Annotated in this window: 18 protein-coding genes; 16 read left to right on the forward strand and 2 right to left on the reverse strand. The window is 33.9% G+C overall.

Annotated elements, in window-relative coordinates:
* The first annotated feature begins 274 nt into the window (after positions 1–274).
* The 11 genes from ACQKCJ_RS14500 to argH all read left to right on the forward strand — a co-directional run bounded on the left by ACQKCJ_RS14500 (position 275) and on the right by argH (position 11,808).
* Entirely contained in the window at positions 275–916 is a 642-nt protein-coding gene (locus ACQKCJ_RS14500; RefSeq protein ID WP_072963976.1) for a GNAT family N-acetyltransferase, read from the forward strand.
* A 66-nt stretch (positions 917–982) separates the two neighbouring features.
* Entirely contained in the window at positions 983–2,176 is a 1,194-nt protein-coding gene (locus ACQKCJ_RS14505) for an argininosuccinate synthase (protein WP_271337183.1), read from the forward strand.
* Positions 2,169–3,146 (forward strand): N-acetyl-gamma-glutamyl-phosphate reductase, encoded by a 978-nt coding sequence (gene argC, locus ACQKCJ_RS14510; protein WP_427402276.1) that lies wholly within the window; start codon positions 2,169–2,171, stop codon positions 3,144–3,146. Before ACQKCJ_RS14505 ends, argC begins: the two co-directional genes overlap by 8 nt.
* A gap of 146 nt (positions 3,147–3,292) precedes the next feature.
* A complete protein-coding gene (locus ACQKCJ_RS14515) occupies positions 3,293–4,432 on the forward strand; it encodes an aspartate aminotransferase family protein (RefSeq protein ID WP_271337185.1) in 1,140 nt (379 codons plus the stop codon).
* Between the two features lie 91 nt (positions 4,433–4,523).
* Entirely contained in the window at positions 4,524–5,717 is a 1,194-nt protein-coding gene (locus ACQKCJ_RS14520; RefSeq protein ID WP_271337186.1) for a glutamate-5-semialdehyde dehydrogenase, read from the forward strand.
* A gap of 172 nt (positions 5,718–5,889) precedes the next feature.
* Complete coding sequence (gene proB, locus ACQKCJ_RS14525; RefSeq protein ID WP_271337187.1) at positions 5,890–6,651, forward strand: glutamate 5-kinase; 762 nt, start codon at positions 5,890–5,892, stop codon at positions 6,649–6,651.
* A gap of 108 nt (positions 6,652–6,759) precedes the next feature.
* Complete coding sequence (locus tag ACQKCJ_RS14530) at positions 6,760–7,149, forward strand: GxxExxY protein (RefSeq protein WP_427402277.1); 390 nt, start codon at positions 6,760–6,762, stop codon at positions 7,147–7,149.
* An 84-nt stretch (positions 7,150–7,233) separates the two neighbouring features.
* The gene (locus tag ACQKCJ_RS14535) at positions 7,234–8,181 is read left to right on the forward strand and encodes an N-acetylornithine carbamoyltransferase (RefSeq protein WP_271337189.1); all 948 of its coding nucleotides are present in this window, start codon (positions 7,234–7,236) and stop codon (positions 8,179–8,181) included.
* 82 nt (positions 8,182–8,263) lie between these two features.
* Positions 8,264–9,037 (forward strand): acetylglutamate kinase, encoded by a 774-nt coding sequence (gene argB / locus ACQKCJ_RS14540; protein ID WP_427402278.1) that lies wholly within the window; start codon positions 8,264–8,266, stop codon positions 9,035–9,037.
* Between the two features lie 209 nt (positions 9,038–9,246).
* A complete protein-coding gene (locus tag ACQKCJ_RS14545) occupies positions 9,247–10,317 on the forward strand; it encodes a M20 family metallo-hydrolase (RefSeq protein ID WP_427402279.1) in 1,071 nt (356 codons plus the stop codon).
* A gap of 210 nt (positions 10,318–10,527) precedes the next feature.
* The gene (gene argH / locus ACQKCJ_RS14550; RefSeq protein ID WP_271337192.1) at positions 10,528–11,808 is read left to right on the forward strand and encodes an argininosuccinate lyase; all 1,281 of its coding nucleotides are present in this window, start codon (positions 10,528–10,530) and stop codon (positions 11,806–11,808) included.
* 72 nt (positions 11,809–11,880) lie between these two features.
* Here the strand turns inward: argH and ACQKCJ_RS14555 are convergent, their stop codons facing one another.
* A complete protein-coding gene (locus tag ACQKCJ_RS14555; protein WP_427402280.1) occupies positions 11,881–12,942 on the reverse strand; it encodes a pectate lyase family protein in 1,062 nt (353 codons plus the stop codon).
* 225 nt (positions 12,943–13,167) lie between these two features.
* On the opposite strand from ACQKCJ_RS14555, the gene ACQKCJ_RS14560 reads away from it, so the two are divergent.
* Positions 13,168–14,166 carry a DUF2157 domain-containing protein gene (locus ACQKCJ_RS14560; protein ID WP_271337194.1) on the forward strand — a complete coding sequence of 333 codons (999 nt, stop codon included), beginning with the start codon at positions 13,168–13,170 and terminating at the stop codon, positions 14,164–14,166.
* Complete coding sequence (locus tag ACQKCJ_RS14565) at positions 14,163–15,341, forward strand: hypothetical protein (RefSeq protein WP_427402281.1); 1,179 nt, start codon at positions 14,163–14,165, stop codon at positions 15,339–15,341. Before ACQKCJ_RS14560 ends, ACQKCJ_RS14565 begins: the two co-directional genes overlap by 4 nt.
* A 61-nt stretch (positions 15,342–15,402) precedes the next feature.
* Here the strand turns inward: ACQKCJ_RS14565 and ytxJ are convergent, their stop codons facing one another.
* Entirely contained in the window at positions 15,403–15,792 is a 390-nt protein-coding gene (ytxJ, locus tag ACQKCJ_RS14570) for a bacillithiol system redox-active protein YtxJ (protein WP_427402282.1), read from the reverse strand.
* A gap of 208 nt (positions 15,793–16,000) precedes the next feature.
* Here ytxJ and clpB point away from each other — a divergent pair, with 208 nt between their 5' ends.
* The 3 genes from clpB to ACQKCJ_RS14585 all read left to right on the forward strand — a co-directional run bounded on the left by clpB (position 16,001) and on the right by ACQKCJ_RS14585 (position 20,679).
* Positions 16,001–18,616, forward strand: a complete 2,616-nt coding sequence (gene clpB / locus ACQKCJ_RS14575) for an ATP-dependent chaperone ClpB (RefSeq protein ID WP_271337197.1) — start codon at positions 16,001–16,003, stop codon at positions 18,614–18,616.
* Between the two features lie 439 nt (positions 18,617–19,055).
* Entirely contained in the window at positions 19,056–19,928 is an 873-nt protein-coding gene (locus ACQKCJ_RS14580; RefSeq protein WP_271338764.1) for a DUF808 domain-containing protein, read from the forward strand.
* Positions 19,929–20,265: 337 nt separating this feature from the next.
* Complete coding sequence (locus ACQKCJ_RS14585; RefSeq protein WP_271338763.1) at positions 20,266–20,679, forward strand: hypothetical protein; 414 nt, start codon at positions 20,266–20,268, stop codon at positions 20,677–20,679.
* Positions 20,680–20,834: the final 155 nt, after the last annotated feature.

Genomic DNA, 20,834 nt, shown 5'->3' on the forward strand with positions numbered 1-20,834 from the left:
CCTGTAACTTCTCCCGAAGTACGGATACTATCTCTATAGTATTCACAGAGTTTTTCGCCGCGTATTTATTTATATTCATTTTTCATTTTGAAATCACACAATTTGTCCATTGGACAAACATATCCTAAAAGTATATATAGTATTTTGAATTTTTTAAATCAAGTTTTTGATTTTGAGAAGGTTATTTCTATTATGTCTATTTTTGTTGGATTGATTTCAGGATTTCAAACTAAACAATACGTTTTAATTTTTAACTCTAACTTCAACTATTGAAATGAAAATCTCTATTGTTGTTACTCAGGAAGAACACTTCAAATTCGCACAGGAAATTTGCGATACGATAGAATCATCTGCCTTGCTAAGAGGTACAGGGATTGCTAAAAGAACTCCTGAATACATTCAGAAAAAAATGTCGAACGGTGATGCGATGATTGCTTTGGCAGATGGAAAATTTGCAGGTTTTTGTTATATCGAAAGTTGGCAGCACGGAAAATTCGTGGCACATTCCGGTTTAATTGTACATCCGGATTACAGAAGTTTGGGTTTGGCAAAAAAGATCAAATCAAAAGTTTTTGATTATTCCCTAAAAAGATACCCTGATGCTAAGATATTTGGTATTACAACCGGTTTGGCTGTAATGAAAATCAACTCTGATTTAGGATATAAACCAGTACCATTTTCTGAACTTACAACAGATCCAAGTTTTTGGTCAGGCTGTAAAACCTGTACGAATTACGAAATTCTAAAAAGCAAAGAAAACAAAATGTGTCTTTGTACCGGAATGTTGTATGACCCAAAAGAAAAACAAAAAGATCCGCCAAGACATCCTTTTAACGAAGCTGTTTTAAGCAGATTAAAAAAAATAAAACAAGCTTTATTCTTAAGTAAAATATTGTCTTTCGGCTTTTTATCTTAAGAATTTAAATCAAAAAAGAAATCTCAAACTTGCTATATACGAAAGTATTAGCCTAAATTATAAAAAATGAAAAAAGTTGTATTAGCTTATAGTGGAGGATTAGATACCTCGTATTGTTTGAAATATTTAAAAAATGAAAAAGGATACGAAGTCCACACCGTACTTGTAGATACAGGAGGATTTGATGCAGAAGAATTATCTGCTATCGAAAAAAGAGCTTACGAATTAGGGAGTGCACAACACGCTAACCTGACAATCGTAGATAAATATTATGATAAAGCGATTAAATATTTGATATTTGGAAACGTATTAAAAAACAATACATATCCATTATCAGTAAGTGCAGAGCGTGTTTTTCAGGCTATTGAAGCCATTAAATATGCTAAAAAAGTGGGAGCAAGCGCGATCGCACACGGAAGCACAGGTGCAGGAAATGATCAAATTCGTTTTGATTTAATTTTTCAAACCATCGCTCCGGAAATTGAAATTATTACACCAATTAGAGATCTTAAATTATCAAGACAAGAAGAAGTTGATTATTTGGCTCAAAACGGAGTTCATTATTCTTGGGAAAAAGCACAATATTCGATCAATAAAGGACTTTGGGGAACAAGCGTAGGAGGAAAAGAAACTTTAACCTCAAGTAAACCATTGCCAAGTGAAGCATATCCTTCGCAATTGCAAAAAGAAGAAGAAGAGAAAGTTACTTTACATTTTGAACAAGGAGAATTGGTTGGAGTAAATGGTAAAACAGATAAACCATCAAATAATATTGTAGCTCTTGAAAAACTGGCGAATGCATACGCAATTGGTAGAGATATTCACGTAGGTGATACTATTATTGGAATTAAAGGAAGAGTTGGTTTTGAAGCTGCTGCGCCATTAATTATTATAAAAGCACACCATTTATTAGAGAAACATACCCTTGGTAAATGGCAACAATACTGGAAAGAACAATTAGGAAACTGGTACGGAATGTTGTTTCATGAAGGCCAGTTTTTAGATCCTGTAATGAGAAATATTGAAACATTTTTGCAAGACACACAAAAAACTGTGAATGGTGTTGTAACCGTTTCGCTAAAACCATATCATTTTTCGCTTGACGGAATTGAATCTGATAATGATTTGATGAATACAGGTTTTGGTCAATACGGAGAAATGAACAATGCCTGGACATCAGACGATGCAAAAGGATTTATTAAGATTCTAGGAAATGCCCAAAACATATTTTCATCTGTAAACCACTTAGATCATGATTAATATCGGAATAATTGGTGGTTCAGGCTATACAGCCGGAGAACTTATCAGAATTTTAATGTATCATCCCAATGTAAACATCGATTTTGTTTACAGTACAACCAATGCAGGTAAACCACTTTCTGTGGCGCACCACGATTTGATGGGAGATATCGAAATGAACTTTACTGATGTGGTGAATCCGAATGTAAATGTTGTGTTTTTATGTCTTGGTCACGGAAAATCTATTTCGTTTCTTGAAGAAAATAAATTCGCAAGCCATACTAAAATCATCGATTTAGGAAACGATTTCAGATTGATAAAAGACGCTGTTTTCGAAGGAAAAGAATTTGTTTACGGATTACCGGAATTGAATAAAGCTGAAATTAAAAAAGCAAATTTTATTGCAAATCCAGGTTGTTTTGCAACTGCGATTCAATTGGCTTTATTGCCATTAGCAAAAAACAATCTGCTTAAAAATGATGTTCATATTAATGCAACAACCGGAAGCACCGGTGCGGGCGTAAGTCTTGCTGAAACTTCTCACTTTAGTTGGAGAAACAATAACATGTCTCATTATAAAGCTTTTGAACACCAGCATTTGGGAGAAATCAACCAAAGCGTGAATCAATTGCAAGCTGATTATTCAGATGAATTAATTTTTGTTCCGAATAGAGGCGATTTTACAAGAGGAATTTTTGCGACTTTATATACAGATTCTGACGAAAGCCTGGAAGATTTAGTGACCAAATACAAAGATTTCTATAAAAATGAACCTTTTGTAACTGTTACAACGACAAATATCAATATGAAACAAGTCGTTCAAACCAACAAATGTATCATTAGTTTATTGAAAAAAGGAAACCGGATTTTAATCACGTCAATCATTGACAACTTAACCAAAGGTGCTTCAGGACAAGCGATTCAAAACATGAATTTAATGTTCGGGTTAGAAGAAACCACCGGTTTACATTTGAAACCAAGCGGATTTTAGAAAAAATTTGTTTCAGGTTTAAAGTTTCAAGTTCTGTAAGGACTTGACATATAAATACTGAAGCTTAATCTAGTTTCAAGTTCCAGTTTCACGTTCTACAAACAACTTGAAACTTTAAACATGAAACAAAATAAACAAAAGACAAAATGAATTTATTCAACGTATACCCACTTTATGATATCACACCTGTAAAAGCACTAGACTGCACAATTACAGATATTAACGGAGTAGAATATTTAGACTTATATAGCGGACATGGTGTAATCTCGATTGGCCATACACAACCTGATTATGTGGCGAAATTGAAAAATCAATTGGATCATTTAGGATTTTATTCTAATGCAATTCAGAACCCTTTGCAGGTAGAATTAGCTCAGAAATTAGGGAAACTTTCAGGATTAGAAGATTACGAATTATTTTTATGCAGTTCAGGAGCTGAAGCAAACGAAAATGCTTTGAAATTAGCCTCTTTCCATAACGGGAAATCAAGAGTTATAGCTTTTCATAATTCTTTTCACGGAAGAACTTCTGCAGCTGTTGCCGTTACAGACAATAAGAAAATCGTAGCGCCAATTAATGCACAGCAAGTAGTTACTTTTTTACCGCTGAACCAAATCGAATTAGTTGAAGCTGAATTGGCTAAAGGAGATGTTTCTGCAGTAATTATCGAAGGAATTCAGGGAGTTGGAGGTTTAGATGAAGGAACAACAGAATTTTTTCAGGCATTGGAAAAAGCATGTAAAAAACACAATGTTGTTTTGATTTTAGATGAAGTACAATCAGGATATGGAAGAAGCGGAAAGTTTTTCGCGTTTCAACATCACGGGATCAACGCTGATATTATTTCAGTTGCAAAAGGAATGGGGAACGGTTTTCCGGTTGGAGCCATTTTAATTTCGCCAAAATTTGAAGCAAGTTTCGGATTATTAGGAACTACTTTCGGCGGAAGCCATTTATCATGTGCTGCAGGAATTGCAGTTCTGGATGTAATGGAGAAATTGAACTTACAAGATAATGTAAACGAAGTTTCGGCCTATTTCTCAGAGCAAATAAAGCAAGTTCCGGGAATCAAACAAGTAAAAGGAAAAGGTTTAATGCTTGGTATTGAATTTGATTTTGATGTTGCAGCTTTAAGAAAAAAACTAATCATCGAAAAACATATTTTTACAGGAAGTGCCAATAACAAAAATCTAATTAGAATTTTGCCACCACTTACAGTAAAAAAAGCTGATATCGATACATTTATTGTAGCTTTAAAAGAAAGTTTAGAAGAGCTTCAGAATTAGATTTCAATATCCTAACAGGTTTTCAAAACCTGTTAGGTATATATAAGTTTCAATCAAAAAGAAGCAACCAAAAAACAACCAACTATAAATTATGAATCCATTATCAATAGAAAAACGCAATCTGGTTTTGCACTCCATGGCAAAACTGGTAGAACAGGAGCGGAGCCAAATTATTCTTACCAATCAAGAGGATTTGCTAGCCTATGATGGCTCAGATTTAGCGATGGAAGAACGCCTGAAAGTAGATGATAAAAAAGTCGACGAGATGATTTTATCGTTAAAACAATTGGCTTCTCAGGAAGATCCTGTTGGAGTTGAGCGTTTTCATTTTGTTCATGATAACGGAATAAAAGTCATTAATAAAACGGCAGCTTTTGGTACAATTTTAATTATCTATGAATCTCGTCCAGACGTTACAATCGAAGCGGGAGGAATTGCCTTTAAATCCGGAAATAAGATTTTATTAAAGGGAGGAAAAGAGTCTTTGAGATCCAATTTAAAGATTGTTGATTTATGGCACGAGGCTTTACAGGAAAATGCAGTTTCGAAAGACTGGGTAGAGTATTTGAATTATACCCGTGCAGAAACGCAGGCTTTTTTAGAAAAACCAACTCAAAAAGTAGATTTAATTGTTCCAAGAGGAGGAGAAAAATTAATTGAGTTTGTCAAACAACACGCGACTTGCCCGGTAATTGTAAGCGGACGCGGAAATAATTTTGTTTACGTTCATAAAGATGCTGATACAGACTTGGCTTTAAAAGTAATTTTGAACGCGAAAACATCTAAAATCTCAGCTTGTAATGCAGTTGATAAAGTTTTAATAGATTCTAAATTACCAAATTTTGAAGGTTTTACAGCAATTTTAATCGAAGAATTAAAAGAGTATAATGTAGAAGTAATTGTTGATGAATCTCTGAAAAACTTTGAAGATACAGAAACACTTCAAAGCGAAGATATCTGGTACGAAGAATTTTTGGATTATAAAATTGTAATTGGAACAATTGATTCTGACGAATATGCAATTGATAAAATCAACAAATATTGCGGAGGACATTCAGCGGTAATAATTACCAGAGACGACAAAGCAGCACAGAAATTTATGGATGCTGTTGATACTGCTGCCGTTTATCAAAATGCATCGACACGTTTTACCGATGGAGGACAATTTGGTCTGGGCGGAGAATTAGCAATAAGCACCGATAAATTACATCAACGCGGACCAATTGGTTTACAGCATCTTGTAACAAACAAATGGTATGTTTACGGAGATGGGCAAATTAGGTGATTTTAGAGTTCAGATTATAGATTTACGATTTCTGATTTCTGATTATTGGAATTTAAATTTTGGAATTTATTAAAGACAAAGCTTTGCGAACTTTAGAGTTTGTAAACACAAACAATATAAAAAAACCTTGCGCACTTTGCGGTTAAAAAAACATCGGGGTTAAAATAACAACATGGGAAAAAAGCGGATTTTATTAAAAATAGGAAGTAATACCTTAACCAAAGAAACCAATCATATTTCGCGGGGAAAGATCGAGGATATTGGTATGCAGATCGCCGCTCTCAACAAAGATTACGAGTTTGTAATCGTGAGTTCAGGAGCAATCGCAGCCGCCAAGCAATTTGTGAAACTTGAAAGTAAAGGCAAAGAAATTGCGTTAAAACAAGCTTTGGCTTCGATTGGACAACCACATTTAATGAGGATCTTCCATGAAAACTTCAGCGACTTAGGCCTGTTGACTTCTCAATGTCTGCTTTCATATTCAGATTTTGAAAAAGATCAGTCGAAAGTAAATATTGTCAATACGATTAATGTGTTGGTTGAGAACAATTACATTCCGATTATAAATGAAAATGATACCGTTGCCACAGATGAGATTCGGTTTGGGGATAATGATAAATTAGCGGCTTTAACAGCAGTACTGCTAAAAGTTGATATTCTAATTATTGCGACCAATACAAACGGAATTTATACCAAAGATTCTTTCAATGATGAATACCCTGAAACGATTAGAGTAGTAAATGATCTAAAAGTATTAGAAAAAGAAATTGGAGATTCAAAATCATCACACGGAACAGGCGGAATGCAGTCGAAAATAGAAGCTGCCGGAATTGCAAAAGCAGCCAACATCGAAACCTGGATTGTCAACGGATTAAATGATAATTTTATTTTAAAAGCATTGCAAAATGAAATTGCGTTTACAAAAATAGTCTGATTATGACGCGGATGAGGCGGATTCGCTTTGCGAAAACGCGGATAAAAACGGATTTTTATATTTGTGCTTGATTAATATGTAGTGTATTTCATTCAAATTTTTGAAATTATGAAATTATTTCATCAAGAGTTAACGGATGTCATTATTAAAACTTTTTATGAAGTTTATAATGAATTAGGATATGGATTTTTAGAAAAGGTTTATTTAAATTCCCTGTACTTGGAATTAAAAAGTAAAGGTTTAAATGTTGAAGCTCAAAGAAAAATAGAAGTTTATTATAAAGGAATTGAAGTGGGAGAATATTATGCAGATTTAATTGTTGAAAATTCAGTTATTCTTGAATTAAAAGTGGCTGATAGCATTGCTCCGGCATTTGAAAACCAAATTTTAAATTATTTAAGAGGAACAAATTGCGAGGTCGGTTTACTCCTGAATTTTGGAAAGAAACCGGAATTCAAACGGAAATTTTTTGAAAATAACAGAAAAATTAGAAAGTAAAAAAAGAAAAAATCAGTTTTTATCCGCGTCTTCGCTTTAGCGAATCAGTTTAATCCGCGTCTAAATAACACAATACAAAAAGACATGAATTATATTTCAATACAAGATATCGACTCATTATCAAAATGGGTAAAAAGTGCGTTAAAAATCAAAAAGAACCCACTTAAAAATCAAGCCTTAGGTAAAAACAAAACCTTAGGAATGTTATTTTTCAATCCTAGTTTAAGAACGCGTTTGAGTACTCAAAAAGCGGCTATAAACTTAGGGATGAATGTTATGGTGATGAACTTCACCAATGAGGGATGGACATTAGAATTCGAAGACGGAGCCATTATGGACTCCGGCGCTTCAGAACACATCAAAGAAGCTGCAGAAGTAGTATCTCAATATTGTGATATTATTGCCATTCGTGCTTTTGCAGGTTTAGTAGACAAAGAAAAAGACTATGCCGAAACGGTAATTTCAGGATTTCTGAAACATGCTACAGTGCCAATTGTAAACATGGAAAGTGCCGTTCGTCACCCAATGCAATCATTGGCAGATGCGATTACAATGGAAGAGTACAAAACGAAACACAAGCCAAAAGTAGTGCTTTCTTGGGCACCACATCCAAAAGCGTTGCCTCAGGCAGTGGCAAATTCCTTTGTAGAAATGATGCAAATGCAAAAAGACATGGATTTTGTAATCACACATCCGGAAGGTTACGAACTAAGCCCGGAAATCACAAAAGATTGCAAAATCGAATACGATCAAAATAAAGCGTTCGAAAATGCCGATTTCGTTTACGTAAAAAACTGGAGTAACTTCAACGATTACGGAAAAGTAACCAACATAGATCCAAACTGGACAGTAACAGCCGAAAAAATGGCATTGACCAATAACGGAAAATTCATGCATTGTCTTCCTGTACGTCGTAACGTAATTGTAACTGATGAAGTTATTGATAGTGAGAATTCAATCGTAATTCAGCAAGCGAATAACAGAACGTATTCAGCACAATTAGTTTTACAAAAGATTTTAAAGAAATTGTAATAAAGTCGCTAAGGTTCTGAGTTGCTAAGATGCTAAGTTTCTTAGAACCTCAGTACCTTAGAACCTTAGAACCTTAAGAAAAATGGAAGTTACCGTAATAAAAATTGGTGGAAACATAATCGATAATCCAACCGAGTTAGAACAATTCTTAACTGATTTTTCTAAAATCGAAGGCTATAAAGTTTTAGTTCACGGAGGAGGAAAGTCAGCTACAAAAATGGCTCAAAGTATTGGTTTGGTTCCTCAAATGATTGACGGACGCCGAATTACTGATGCTCCAATGCTGGATGTTGTGGTAATGATTTATGCCGGACTAATTAATAAACATATTGTGGCGCAATTGCAGGCAAAAAACAATAACGCAATTGGTTTTTCAGGAGCTGACGGAAATTTGATTCAATCGACAAAACGAAATCACCCAACGATCGATTACGGATTTGTAGGCGATGTAAAACAAGTCAATACAAGTTTACTAAAAACATTGCTTGAAGCAGGGATAATTCCTGTTTTCTGCGCCATTACACACGATAAAAACGGACAGTTATTAAATACAAATGCCGATACCATTGCAAGCGAACTATCCATTGCATTGTCTGAATTTTTTGATGTTACGCTAACATACTGTTTTGAAAAACAAGGAGTTTTGCAAGATTCAGAAGATGATAACTCTGTAATAACAGAAATCAATGAAGAACTTTATAATAAACTTAAAACCGAAAAAGTAATCCATTCCGGAATGATTCCCAAACTGGATAATTGCTTCAATAGTTTATCAAGAGGCGTTCAGAAAATCAAAATTGGGCATCACAAAATGCTTCAAAATCCAGATATTCCGCACACAACGATTACGTTATAAAAAGAGAATGCCAGAGATTAAAAGATTAAAATGATTTAGAAAAATCTGTAAAAATTCTTTTAATCTGTGGCAAAAAAATAGCCTTACGCAAGGCATTTTAAATATTAATTTAAGAAATTTGCGCAAATTTAGATGGTCGCAAAATTGATCAAAAGAATCAATAAAAAACTTTGTGACTTTGAGCCTTCGTGGCAGAGAACCTACACACTATGAAAAATATACAAACGCTTACAAAAGAAGCCATAGCATTATTAAAAAGCCTGATTGAAACCCCTTCATTTTCAAGTGAAGAAGACCAAACAGCACTTTTAATCGAAAATTGGTTCAATCAGAATGAAATTCCTTTTGAGAGGGAAAATAATAATGTGTGGGCTTTCAATAAATATTTCGACGAGAATAAACCAACACTTTTACTAAATTCTCATCACGATACTGTAAAACCAAATCAGGCCTATACAAACGATCCTTTTAAAGCTATCGAAAAAGATGGCAAATTATTCGGATTAGGAAGCAATGACGCCGGAGGATGTCTGGTTTCTTTATTGGCAACCTTTGTTCACTTTTATGAGAATCAGAATTTATCACATAATCTTGTAATTGTAGCATCGGCAGAAGAAGAAAGCAGCGGTAAAAACGGTTTAAACAGCGTTTTAAAACACTTACCTGAACTAGATTGCGCAATTGTTGGCGAACCCACTTTAATGCAATTGGCTGTGGCGGAAAAGGGTTTATTGGTTCTTGACGTAAAAGTAAAAGGAACAGCAAGCCACGCTGCACACCAAAATGAGGACAATTCGCTTTATAAATCAATTCCGGTAATGGAATGGTTTAAAAACTATAAATACGATAAAATATCAGATGTTTTAGGTCCTGTAAAAATGACCGTAACACAAATCAGCGCAGGAAAACAGCACAATGTTGTACCATCAGAATGTGATTTGGTAGTTGATATTCGTGTCAATGATTGTTATTCAAACACTGAAATCCTTGAAGTTGTAAAAGCCAATGTAAATGCCGAAGTAACGCCAAGGTCAATGCATTTAAACGCATCGTCTATTCCGGTTGCCCACGGTTTAGTACAAGCGGGAATCGCTTTAGGAAGAACAACATATGGATCGCCAACACTTTCAGATCAATCTGTTTTGAGCTGTCAGTCATTAAAGCTAGGACCAGGCGAAACCTTGCGGTCACATTCAGCAGACGAATTTATTTTTATCAACGAAATCGAAGAAGGGGTCGACTTGTATATCAAAATACTAACAGATTTCTTTAAACTATAATATTAATTAGGAGCTATTTCCCGCTATCCGTTCCAATCTTTTATTTTTTTAAAGAAAAAAATAAAAGGATTTCCACTGCTATCGGGGCTAGAAACACCATAAGTATAAACAATGACATTAGAATAAATTAGAAAATATACACTTTATAAGATTTAATAATCTAGGAAGTCTAAAAATCTAAATAATCTAAGAAGTCTAAAAATCTAAGTTATGAAACTTTGGGAAAAAGGAATACCAACAGACAAACAAATCGAGCATTTTACAGTAGGAAACGATCGTGAACTTGATTTGGTTCTCGCAAAATATGATGCTTTAGGTTCTATTGCACACGCTAAAATGCTTGGGCAAATTGGTTTATTGACTCAGGAGGAAACTACTTCTTTAGTAGATGCTTTAAACGAAATCATAGCTGATATTGTGATTGGAAATTTCGAAATCGAAGACAGTTTCGAAGACGTACATTCCAAGATAGAATATTTATTAACTGTAAAATTGGGCGATGCAGGAAAGAAAATCCATACGGCGCGTTCTCGTAACGATCAGGTCCTGGTAGATGTTCATTTATATCTTAAAGATGAATTAAAAGCTTTAAAAGAACAAGTGAAAACATTGTTTGATTTATTGATGGAATCTGCAGAGAAACATCAAAATGTTTTATTGCCGGGATATACGCATTTGCAAATTGCCATGCCATCGTCATTCGGAATGTGGTTTTCTGCTTATGCCGAAAGTTTTATCGATGATGTAACGATGTTAAACGCAGCTTTAAAAATTGTAGATCAAAACCCATTAGGTTCAGCTGCAGGATACGGAAGCTCGTTCCCAATCAACAGAACTTTTACAACCCAGGAATTAGGATTTGAAACCTTAAAATTTAATGCAGTTGCAGCTCAAATGAGTCGCGGAAAAGCAGAAAAAACAGTCGCATTTGCAATGAGCAGTGTTGCAGCAACTTTGTCAAAATTTGCTATGGATGTTTGTTTGTATATGAGTCAAAACTTTGATTTTATCAGTTTGCCGGCACATCTTACAACAGGATCCAGCATTATGCCGCACAAGAAAAATCCTGATGTATTTGAATTAATCAGAGGAAAATGCAACAAGATTCAGGCGCTTCCTTACGAAATCACCTTAATCACGAATAATTTACCAAGTGGTTACCACAGAGATTTACAGCTTTTAAAAGAAGGTTTGTTTCCAGCGCTTCAAAACCTAAAGGCTTGTTTAGATATTGCAATTTTCTCCGTAAAAGACATTACAGTAAAAGATAATATTCTAAAAGATAAAAAATACAATTATCTGTTTACAGTAGATACACTAAACGAAATGGTAGTTGCCGGGATGCCGTTTAGAGACGCATATAAAGCCGTTGCAGAACAATTGGAAGCCGGAACATATCAATCTCCTAAAGAAACCAAACACACGCACGAAGGAAGTATCAATAATTTATGTTTAGATGCTATCAAAGATAAAATGAAAGCAGCTTTTTAAAAGTATTTTCAACAACAAAAAAGCCGATTTGTACTTGATACAAATCGGCTTTTTTGTATAAATAAGTTTTAATTAGCTTTTATTATTGCAGGAACTGGATATTATACCTGCAGCACTTACCTGAAGTGTTGCCCCCGCGCCACAAGATGTATTGGCTACATATTCTTCTACTTTTCCAAGAGGAATAGTGGTGTAGCTATAATCCGGTTTATTTACTGGTGTACCAAAATCCATTGGAGCTTTACGACAATTAGAGAATGCGATTCCAACAGTTCCACCATCTGTACTGATGTAGTCTTTAAACACTTTATCTACTTGTGCAAAATCAGTACCTTCAACATAACAAGTTGCATTTTTAACACCTCCGCCTAAACCAATAGCCAAAGAGCCAGATTCTGACGTGTTATAGTAGCAATTCAGAATATGAATTTCTGCATTTCGGGCACGAGGCATTCTTTGTTTGCAGCCGTCTGCCCAGTAACAATTTTTAAAAGTGATGCTATAATGACCATCAGCCGGAAAATCATTTTTACCTGAGCCAATAAGATCACTAAATCTATGATCATCAGCTCCGCCTGAACCACCGGATTTTGGTCCTTTTAAATACGTAAATTTACACCACGAAATTGTCACATTATCTGTTTTTCCCTTATTGTCATAATTCCCGTCCTGACCATCCTGAAATTCACAATGATCTACCCAAAGATTCGTGCAATCTGCTGTCAAATTATCCTGTCCGTCAATATCATAAGCACCAGGGCCAATAAAAATTAAATTTCTTATAATGACATTATCAGAACCCAACTTCAAGTATAAAATTCCTGCTCCCGGGTTCGATTGGTTTTCATTTACAAGCCTTGCGCCCGGTAATCCTATTATTGATTTATTAGTCACTATTTGTTGGATAGGTTTTCCGCCGGGAATTGTAATTGTTCCTGAAATTAAAATTACTTCTGGTGAATTTGATTTAATTTTTGCCAGCAAATCATCGTAAGACGTCACTGTAACAGGAGTTGCAGTTCCTCCTCCGGTAGTTGCGGCACCAAAACCTTCCGGCGATTGCATACAATAGTTTTGAGCAAAAAGATTAGTTATGCTCAATAGCAGAAAGAGTAAAAAGAGATTTTTTTTCATTTTATAAGTTAGTTTTTGTGGTTTTTTTTATTTAGATAGTTAAATGTAATCGATTACACGAATTTAGTTTAATAAAGTTTATAAACAATTGTTTTGCAAAAATATTACATTGACATTTGATTAAAGTAAAATGAAACAATGTTTTAGTAAGTATATTTTTACTCTTAAGGCCCTGTTCAAACAAAAAAAAGACTATTTTTGATTTGTACGTTTACAAATATAAATATGAATAAATTTGATGATCAGGCTACTAAAGCGCTCTTGGAGAGAAATCTTATAACAGAAAATCAATATGAGGAAATAACGTCCTATCGCAATTTGAATATTTTCTCGCTAAATGCAGAATTGAAGTTGTTTCTTTATTTGTCCGTTTTATTATTTACTTCAGGAATTGGAGTTTTAATTTATAATAATATTGACAGTATTGGGCATATTGCAATTCTTTCACTATTGTTAATTGTTATCGTAGTTTGCTTTTATTTCTGTTTTAAAAATTCAAAAGGATTTCAAAAACAGGAGACTGCATTCGAACATCCGGTTTTAGAATATCTGGTTTTAGCAGCTAATATTCTAACATGTGTTTTTATAGGCTATTTGCAGTTTCAATATGAAGCTTTCGGAACTCATTATGGTTTAGCGACATTAATTCCAACTGTCGTCAGTTTCTTCTGCGCTTATTATTTTGATAATAAAAGTGTTTTAGCGATTGCAATCACTGGTTTGGCAGCCTACGTAGGACTTTCGGTTACTCCTCAGGATTTACTAAATAACAGTCGTTTTTATTCAGGACAAAGTTTAGGTTATTCTGCAGTTATGTTAGGTGGATTATTGATTTTGTGGACCATTTATAGTTCAAAAATTCAGTTAAAAACACATTTTAAGATTATCTACCTCACATTTGCATTGCATATAATAAGTATTGCGTCAATCAATAATTTAATATATTATTATTACGGTATTTGGATCGTTTTTGCATTCATTTTAGCTGGTTCTTCTTTCTACTTTTATAAAGTAAGTCATCAAATGAAGGCAATGTCATTGTATGTATTTATGATCATTTACGCTTATATTGGTCTAAATATCTTTTTGTTCAGGCTTTGCGAAGCTGTCGATTTCTCTGATTTTTGGCAATTATTAATTTTAATTCTTCCTGTATATTTTATAGGTTCTATAATAATGTTTATAAAATTGATTAAAACCTTCAATAAAGAAATTGCAGCATGATAGTATACGATAAAAATTTATTAGATAATTTGACTTTAGTCGAAGAAGCAAATTCATTAGAGGCAGCTGGATTTATCAGCAAGGAACAAAAAGTTTTTATAAAAAAAGAGTTGCCGGCTTTTAAGAGACAAAGTAATATTTTAGTTCGGATAGGATTTTTTCTCTTGGGAGCATTCTTGTACCTTTCAATATGTGGTGTAATTGCATTAATGGGATTAACAGGTTCTTCTTATTCTGAACGTACTTTTTTTAGCATATGCTGTTATCTTTTTGCTATTGTTGGCTTTGCAGGAGCAGAGTTTCTTGCCCAGCAAAAATATTACGAACATGGCTTAGACGATGCTTTTATTTTGGGAGCCCTTTTAAATGTAGGATTTGCTATTGCTATAACTACAGAGGGCTATGAAATACAAGTTGCAATTTTTGTAGCCGTAGCTTCTTTTTTTATGTACAGAAGATATTTGCATTTATTGTCTTTATTGGTTTTCTGTTTGGCGGCGTCAGCAGTTTTATTTTACGGAATGTTTGAACTGGGCAGTATCGGAGAAATGATTTTACCATTTGCAGCTATGTTAATCTCGGCAGGTTTTTACTTTTTTACTAAAAGAATACTTAACAATCTAAAAGAAAGTTATTATTACAAAGGACTTTTATTAGCCAATACCTTCTGTTTGGTATTGTTTTATCTTTCTTGTAATTATTTGGTAGTAAGAGAACTTTCTATTGATTTTTTAGGAAGTGAAGTACGTCCTGGAGAAGATATTCCTTTTTCTTTTTTCTTTTATGCTTTTACCTTTATTGTTCCGGTTTTATATTTGATTCAGGCTTTAAAGACAAAGGATAGAATCATGCTTTGGATTAGTTTTTTAGCCATAGGTTTTTCCATCTATACAATCCGATATTATTACTCTGTTTTACCAATAGAAGTAGCATTAACCCTTGGCGGATTAGTTTTATTTGCGCTGGCTTACTTTTCGATTAGAAAACTAAAAGATAATGAAGCAGGATTGACATTTAAACCGGACAGAATTAATAATTCTAATGCAATTTTAAATGCCGAAGCTTTAATTGTTGCCTCAGCATTTGGCATGAAGCCAGAAGCAAAAGCTCCAGATTCGCCTATGAATTATGGTGGTGGTGGATTTAGTGGAGGAGGTTCAGAAGGAACTTTTTAAGGAAACAAAATTTCTCACATATTTAATGATTTTAAAAACATTTTAATATGTGAGAAAAATATTATACCTTAGCTTTTAATGCCACAGCATCAATATCACTGTGAGAAACATCATAAACTGCCTTTCCATTTCTGATGAGAATTAGTTGCGGGGATTCATGATATACATTAAATCTGCTTGCAATTTCGTTCGAAATATCTCTATGTGCGATCAAATCGAGAAAATAAGCATCAACAGTATCATTTAAATCAAATTCACGTTCAAATTGTTTCAAAGCCATTCGGCTAATACTGCATCGTGTACTGTGTTTGAAAATGATAACCGGCTTTTCATTTGAAATGGCTGCAATTTCCATTAATTGTGCTATATCTGTTAATTCGGTCCAGTTTACATTACTTTTTGGAGAGTCTGTATTGTCTGAATTTCCGAAGATTGAATTTAAAAAACTCATATTTTGACGTGTTTAATGACTTTTTGGCGTTAAAAATGAGTTAAATATCAATGTTTAATGCCATTTTGTCTGTTTTTTTAGTATGGAATATAATTTGAATAATCTGAAGCAAAGTTATATCATTTTAAGTTAAAAATTTAACCCAATAAATCGTAATTTTAATGATATCAAATAGTATAACTGATAATCAACCATAAATCGTATACATATGAACATAAATAAATTTACAACCAAGTCGCAGGAAGCCATACAGCTATCACAGCAATTGGCACAACGCAACGGACAGCAGCAAATAGAAAACGAACACATTTTTAAAGCTATTTTTGAAGTAGATGAAAATGTAGCTCCTTTTATTTTGAAAAAACTAAATGTAAATGTTCCGTTGTTTTTACAAATACTAGACAGTACAATTCAGAGCTTTCCTAAAGTTTCCGGAGGTGATATTTTACTTTCCAGAGATGCAAACAAAGCGTTGAATGAAGCAGAGATTATAGCTGAAAAAATGAACGATGAATATGTTTCTATCGAACATTTAATTTTGGCAATCTTCGATTCAAAAAGTAAAGTTTCTCAGATTTTAAAAGATCAGGGAGTTACAGGAAAAGGGCTTAAAGCTACGATCGAAGAACTTCGCAAAGGTGAACGAGTTACATCAGCTTCTGCTGAAGAAAATTATAATTCATTAAATAAATACGCTAAAAACCTAAACGAATTAGCACGTACAGGAAAATTAGATCCTGTTATTGGACGAGATGAAGAAATTAGACGTGTTTTACAAATTTTGACACGTCGAACTAAGAATAACCCAATGTTAATTGGTGAGCCCGGAGTGGGTAAAACTGCAATTGCCGAAGGTTTGGCGCGAAGAATCGTTAATGGTGACGTGCCGGAAAACTTAAAGGATAAAATTGTGTTTTCGCTTGATATGGGTGCATTGATTGCGGGTGCAAAATTTAAAGGGGAATTCGAAGAACGATTAAAATCAGTTGTAAAAGAAGTTACAGCTGCCGAAGGTGATATCGTTTTGTTTATAGATGAGATTCATACACTTGTAGGTGCAGGTGGAGGAGAAGGCGCTATGGATGCTGCCAATATCCTAAAACCGGCATTGGCTCGTGGAGAGTTAAGAGCGATTGGAGCGACGACTCTGGATGAATACCAAAAGTATTTTGAGAAAGATAAAGCGCTTGAACGCCGTTTCCAGAAAATTATAATTGATGAGCCGGATACAGAAAGTGCGATTTCAATTTTACGTGGAATCAAGGAAAAGTATGAGACACACCATAAGGTTCAGATAAAAGACGAAGCGATCATTGCAGCTGTTGAGCTTTCTCAACGTTATATTACCAATCGTTTCCTACCGGATAAAGCGATTGACTTAATGGATGAAGCTGCTTCTAAATTACGTATGGAAATCAATTCAAAACCTGAGGAATTAGATGTTCTGGATAGAAAAATAATGCAACTGGAAATTGAGATTGAAGCCATAAAACGTGAGAAGGAAGAAAGCAAGCTCAAAGTTTTAGGAATGGAACTGGCTAACCTGAAAGAAGAACGAAATGAAATCTACGCGAAATGGAAATCTGAAAAAGATGTAGTAGATGGAATTCAGGCAGTAAAATTAGAACTTGAAAACTTTAAGAATGAAGCTGATCGCGCAGAACGTGATGGTGATTACGGAAAAGTAGCCGAGATTCGTTACGGAAAAATAAAAGAAGCGCAAGAGCGTCTTGAAGTTTTACAAAAACAAATACATGAATACCAATCCGGACATTCTTTGATTAAAGAAGAAGTGACCAGAGAAGATATTGCCGAAGTTGTTGCAAAATGGACAGGTATTCCTGTGATGAAAATGCTGCAGACTGAGAGAGAAAAATTATTGCATCTTGAAGATGAATTGCACAGACGTGTAGTAGGGCAGGAAGAAGCCATTGAAGCCGTAAGTGATGCCGTTCGTAGAAGTCGTGCAGGTTTGCAGGATATGAAAAAACCAGTTGGAACGTTCTTATTTTTAGGAACAACTGGAGTGGGTAAAACAGAGCTGGCAAAAGCCCTGGCCGAATATCTTTTTGATGATGAAAATTCGATGACGCGTATTGATATGAGTGAGTACCAGGAACGTCACAGTGTGAGTCGTTTAGTAGGTGCGCCTCCAGGATATGTAGGTTATGACGAAGGAGGTCAGCTGACTGAAGCCGTGCGTAGAAAACCGTATTCTGTAATCTTATTAGATGAGATCGAAAAAGCGCATCCTGATACTTTTAATATTTTATTACAAGTGCTGGATGAAGGTCGTTTGACAGATAACAAAGGTCGTCTGGCCGATTTTAAAAATACAATTATCATCATGACATCCAACATGGGAAGTCAGATTATACAAGAGAAATTTGAGAATTTAAAAGGAGGTATCGAAGCTGCAACAGAAGCTGCAAAAGCTGAAGTTTTAGGATTGTTGAAACAAACAGTTCGTCCGGAATTTATAAACCGTATCGACGAAATTGTAATGTTTACACCTTTAACAGTTGAGAATATTTCTAAAATTGTTAGTTTACAGCTTAAGAGTGTTACAAAAATGCTTGCCTTACAAGGTATTGTCATGGATGCTACACCAGAAGCTATCAAATATTTATCAGACAAAGGTTATGACCCTCAATTTGGTGCAAGACCTGTAAAACGTGTGGTACAAAGAGAAGTGCTGAATCAATTGTCGAAAGAAATTTTGGCAGGAAAGATTACTACAGACAGCATCATTTTATTAGATGCTTTTGATGGGCAATTGGTTTTCAGAAACCAGACTCATAATCATCCACATACTGAAGAATAATTTATTTGGTTTTTAATATTAAGGAAACACCAGTGGAAACACTGGTGTTTTTTTTGATCTTTATCGAAATCAAATCAGTAAATAATGAAACTTTTTTATAAAGTAATATAATTACATTCAAAGATTAAAGGATGAACTTTACTTTTGTAAATTTATATTATAAATAATTGATTAACAGTGTAAAAAAGGAGAACTATGAATAATATTTTTAGAGGATTACTAGCGGGCTACGGAGCTAAAAAATTAGGTGGAGGATGTTTTGGTACAATCTTCGTTTTTATAATTATTTGGGTACTTTTGGGACAATGCAGTTAAATTTTAGATAAAAAAGTCGACAAAAAAAGTCTTAGATTAGCGCACTTAAATAATCAAACTCGTAAAGTAAACCGGATACTCAAAGCCAGTCAATTACGTAGTTTTTAAAACCAAATAAAGTATAATGGCATCAGGTTTTTTCGTACTATTAGATGATATCGCAGCAATTATGGATGATGTTGCAGTAATGAGTAAGGTTGCAGCAAAAAAAACAGCGGGAATTCTGGGCGATGATTTGGCTGTAAATGCTGAAAAAGCTTCGGGATTTGCTTCGTCAAGAGAACTTCCGGTATTGTGGGCAATTAGTAAAGGCTCACTTCTTAACAAAGTGATTATTTTGCCTATTGCTTTTTTGCTAAGCGCCTTTTTTCCTGTTGCGATTATAATAATTTTAGTACTAGGAGGATTATTTTTAGCCTACGAAGGAGCCGAAAAAATTTATGAATTTATATTTCCGCACAAACATGAAGAGTCAGAAGGAATAACATCACAAACTTTTACGGAAGAAGAAATTCTGGAAGCTGAGAAAGGAAAAGTGAAATCGGCAATATTAACTGATTTTATTTTGTCTGTCGAGATAGTAATCATTGCATTAGGAACTGTAATAGGAAAGCCTATTTTACAGCAAATTATAGTAGTTTCAATAATAGCCGTAATTGCCACTGTTGGTGTTTATGGTATTGTTGCTCTTATTGTTAGAATGGACGAGGCGGGACTTAAACTAATTCAGATCAGCAAAAAAGAAAATAGTATTTTAAAAATCATCGGAAATATATTAGTACAGGCACTTCCTATTGTTATTAAAGGCCTAACTGTAATTGGTACAATAGCTTTAATTTTAGTAGCAGGAGGGATATTTGTTCATAATATTGATTTTTTCCACGATTTAGTACCAAACTTGCCATCAATTATAAAAGAATTTACAATAGGAATTATTTTGGGATTTATAGTTTTAGCCATTGTAAATCTTGTTAAAAGAATACTTGGAAAGAAATAGAAAATAAAATTGTCACGTAAATTTTAAAACACCAGTCGAAAGGCTGGTGTTTTTTTTTGGAGCAAAATCATCCTCTTAAACATACCATTTGTCCCGCTGTCAACTGTATCTTTTTATCAGCAAAAAGCAGATAAAAAGGATGCCGTTTGTATCGGGGCTATACGGAAAATTATAATTTTTATAAGAAATAACTGTTGTTGCTTAAAAAATATTATTTAATTAATGTTTTGGTATACAGTTGTTTAATGTTTTTGTTGAATTATTTAACATTTTTAGTAAGCAACCAAAGCAACCCATCTGCATCTTCATAGTAATTAACAATTAATTATTATTTTATATGAAAAATTTTAGATTTAAATCAGCTTTAGTAGTATTATTTTTATCAACTGCATTAATTTCATGCAGCAATGACGATGACAAACCAAGTGTTCCTGATGCTACAACAAAAGTGGCGCTAGTAACAGAAGTTAAAGGACCTGAAACCGGAAAAGTAAATGAAGAGCTTAGTTATGATGTAACTTTTATCGTAGATAATGCTTGTGGAGAATTTAGTAAAATTAGTGACGCTACAATTGGAACAGAAAAAGGATTGCAAGTTGAAGCAAAATATCCAACAGGAGTTTGTACACTACAAGTTCCGGATCCAAAGAAAACAGTTTACAAATTTAAATCAGCAACAAAAGGAACTTTTGAAATCAAATTCAAAAAGTCAGATAAGGAATTCATAACGACAAAAGTGGTTATTGAATAATTAGGTTTTAGGTTAGAAGCCATTTTGCAAATGTTTGAAATATTTGTAGAATGGCTTTCTTTTTTTATGAAAGTTAGATCTGCAGGAATTTTATAATTAACTAAATAAAAAAATGAGTCAAAATAGCTATCTTTGAATTATTAAAAGATTATAAT

This window comes from Flavobacterium sp. NPDC079362 (assembly GCF_050267765.1).
Classification (GTDB): Bacteria; Bacteroidota; Bacteroidia; order Flavobacteriales; family Flavobacteriaceae; genus Flavobacterium; species Flavobacterium azizsancarii.

Excerpts from the sequence above, each read along its gene's own strand:
- ACQKCJ_RS14500 (WP_072963976.1), top strand. The coding sequence starts at position 275 with ATGAAAATCTCTATTGTTGTTACTCAGGAAGAACACTTCAAATTCGCA.
- ACQKCJ_RS14505 (WP_271337183.1), top strand. The coding sequence starts at position 983 with ATGAAAAAAGTTGTATTAGCTTATAGTGGAGGATTAGATACCTCGTAT.
- argC (WP_427402276.1), top strand. The coding sequence starts at position 2,169 with ATGATTAATATCGGAATAATTGGTGGTTCAGGCTATACAGCCGGAGAA.
- ACQKCJ_RS14515 (WP_271337185.1), top strand. The coding sequence starts at position 3,293 with ATGAATTTATTCAACGTATACCCACTTTATGATATCACACCTGTAAAA.
- ACQKCJ_RS14520 (WP_271337186.1), top strand. The coding sequence starts at position 4,524 with ATGAATCCATTATCAATAGAAAAACGCAATCTGGTTTTGCACTCCATG.
- proB (WP_271337187.1), top strand. The coding sequence starts at position 5,890 with ATGGGAAAAAAGCGGATTTTATTAAAAATAGGAAGTAATACCTTAACC.
- ACQKCJ_RS14530 (WP_427402277.1), top strand. The coding sequence starts at position 6,760 with ATGAAATTATTTCATCAAGAGTTAACGGATGTCATTATTAAAACTTTT.
- ACQKCJ_RS14535 (WP_271337189.1), top strand. The coding sequence starts at position 7,234 with ATGAATTATATTTCAATACAAGATATCGACTCATTATCAAAATGGGTA.
- argB (WP_427402278.1), top strand. The coding sequence starts at position 8,264 with ATGGAAGTTACCGTAATAAAAATTGGTGGAAACATAATCGATAATCCA.
- ACQKCJ_RS14545 (WP_427402279.1), top strand. The coding sequence starts at position 9,247 with ATGAAAAATATACAAACGCTTACAAAAGAAGCCATAGCATTATTAAAA.
- argH (WP_271337192.1), top strand. The coding sequence starts at position 10,528 with ATGAAACTTTGGGAAAAAGGAATACCAACAGACAAACAAATCGAGCAT.
- ACQKCJ_RS14555 (WP_427402280.1), bottom strand. The coding sequence starts at position 12,942 with ATGAAAAAAAATCTCTTTTTACTCTTTCTGCTATTGAGCATAACTAAT.
- ACQKCJ_RS14560 (WP_271337194.1), top strand. The coding sequence starts at position 13,168 with ATGAATAAATTTGATGATCAGGCTACTAAAGCGCTCTTGGAGAGAAAT.
- ACQKCJ_RS14565 (WP_427402281.1), top strand. The coding sequence starts at position 14,163 with ATGATAGTATACGATAAAAATTTATTAGATAATTTGACTTTAGTCGAA.
- ytxJ (WP_427402282.1), bottom strand. The coding sequence starts at position 15,792 with ATGAGTTTTTTAAATTCAATCTTCGGAAATTCAGACAATACAGACTCT.
- clpB (WP_271337197.1), top strand. The coding sequence starts at position 16,001 with ATGAACATAAATAAATTTACAACCAAGTCGCAGGAAGCCATACAGCTA.
- ACQKCJ_RS14580 (WP_271338764.1), top strand. The coding sequence starts at position 19,056 with ATGGCATCAGGTTTTTTCGTACTATTAGATGATATCGCAGCAATTATG.
- ACQKCJ_RS14585 (WP_271338763.1), top strand. The coding sequence starts at position 20,266 with ATGAAAAATTTTAGATTTAAATCAGCTTTAGTAGTATTATTTTTATCA.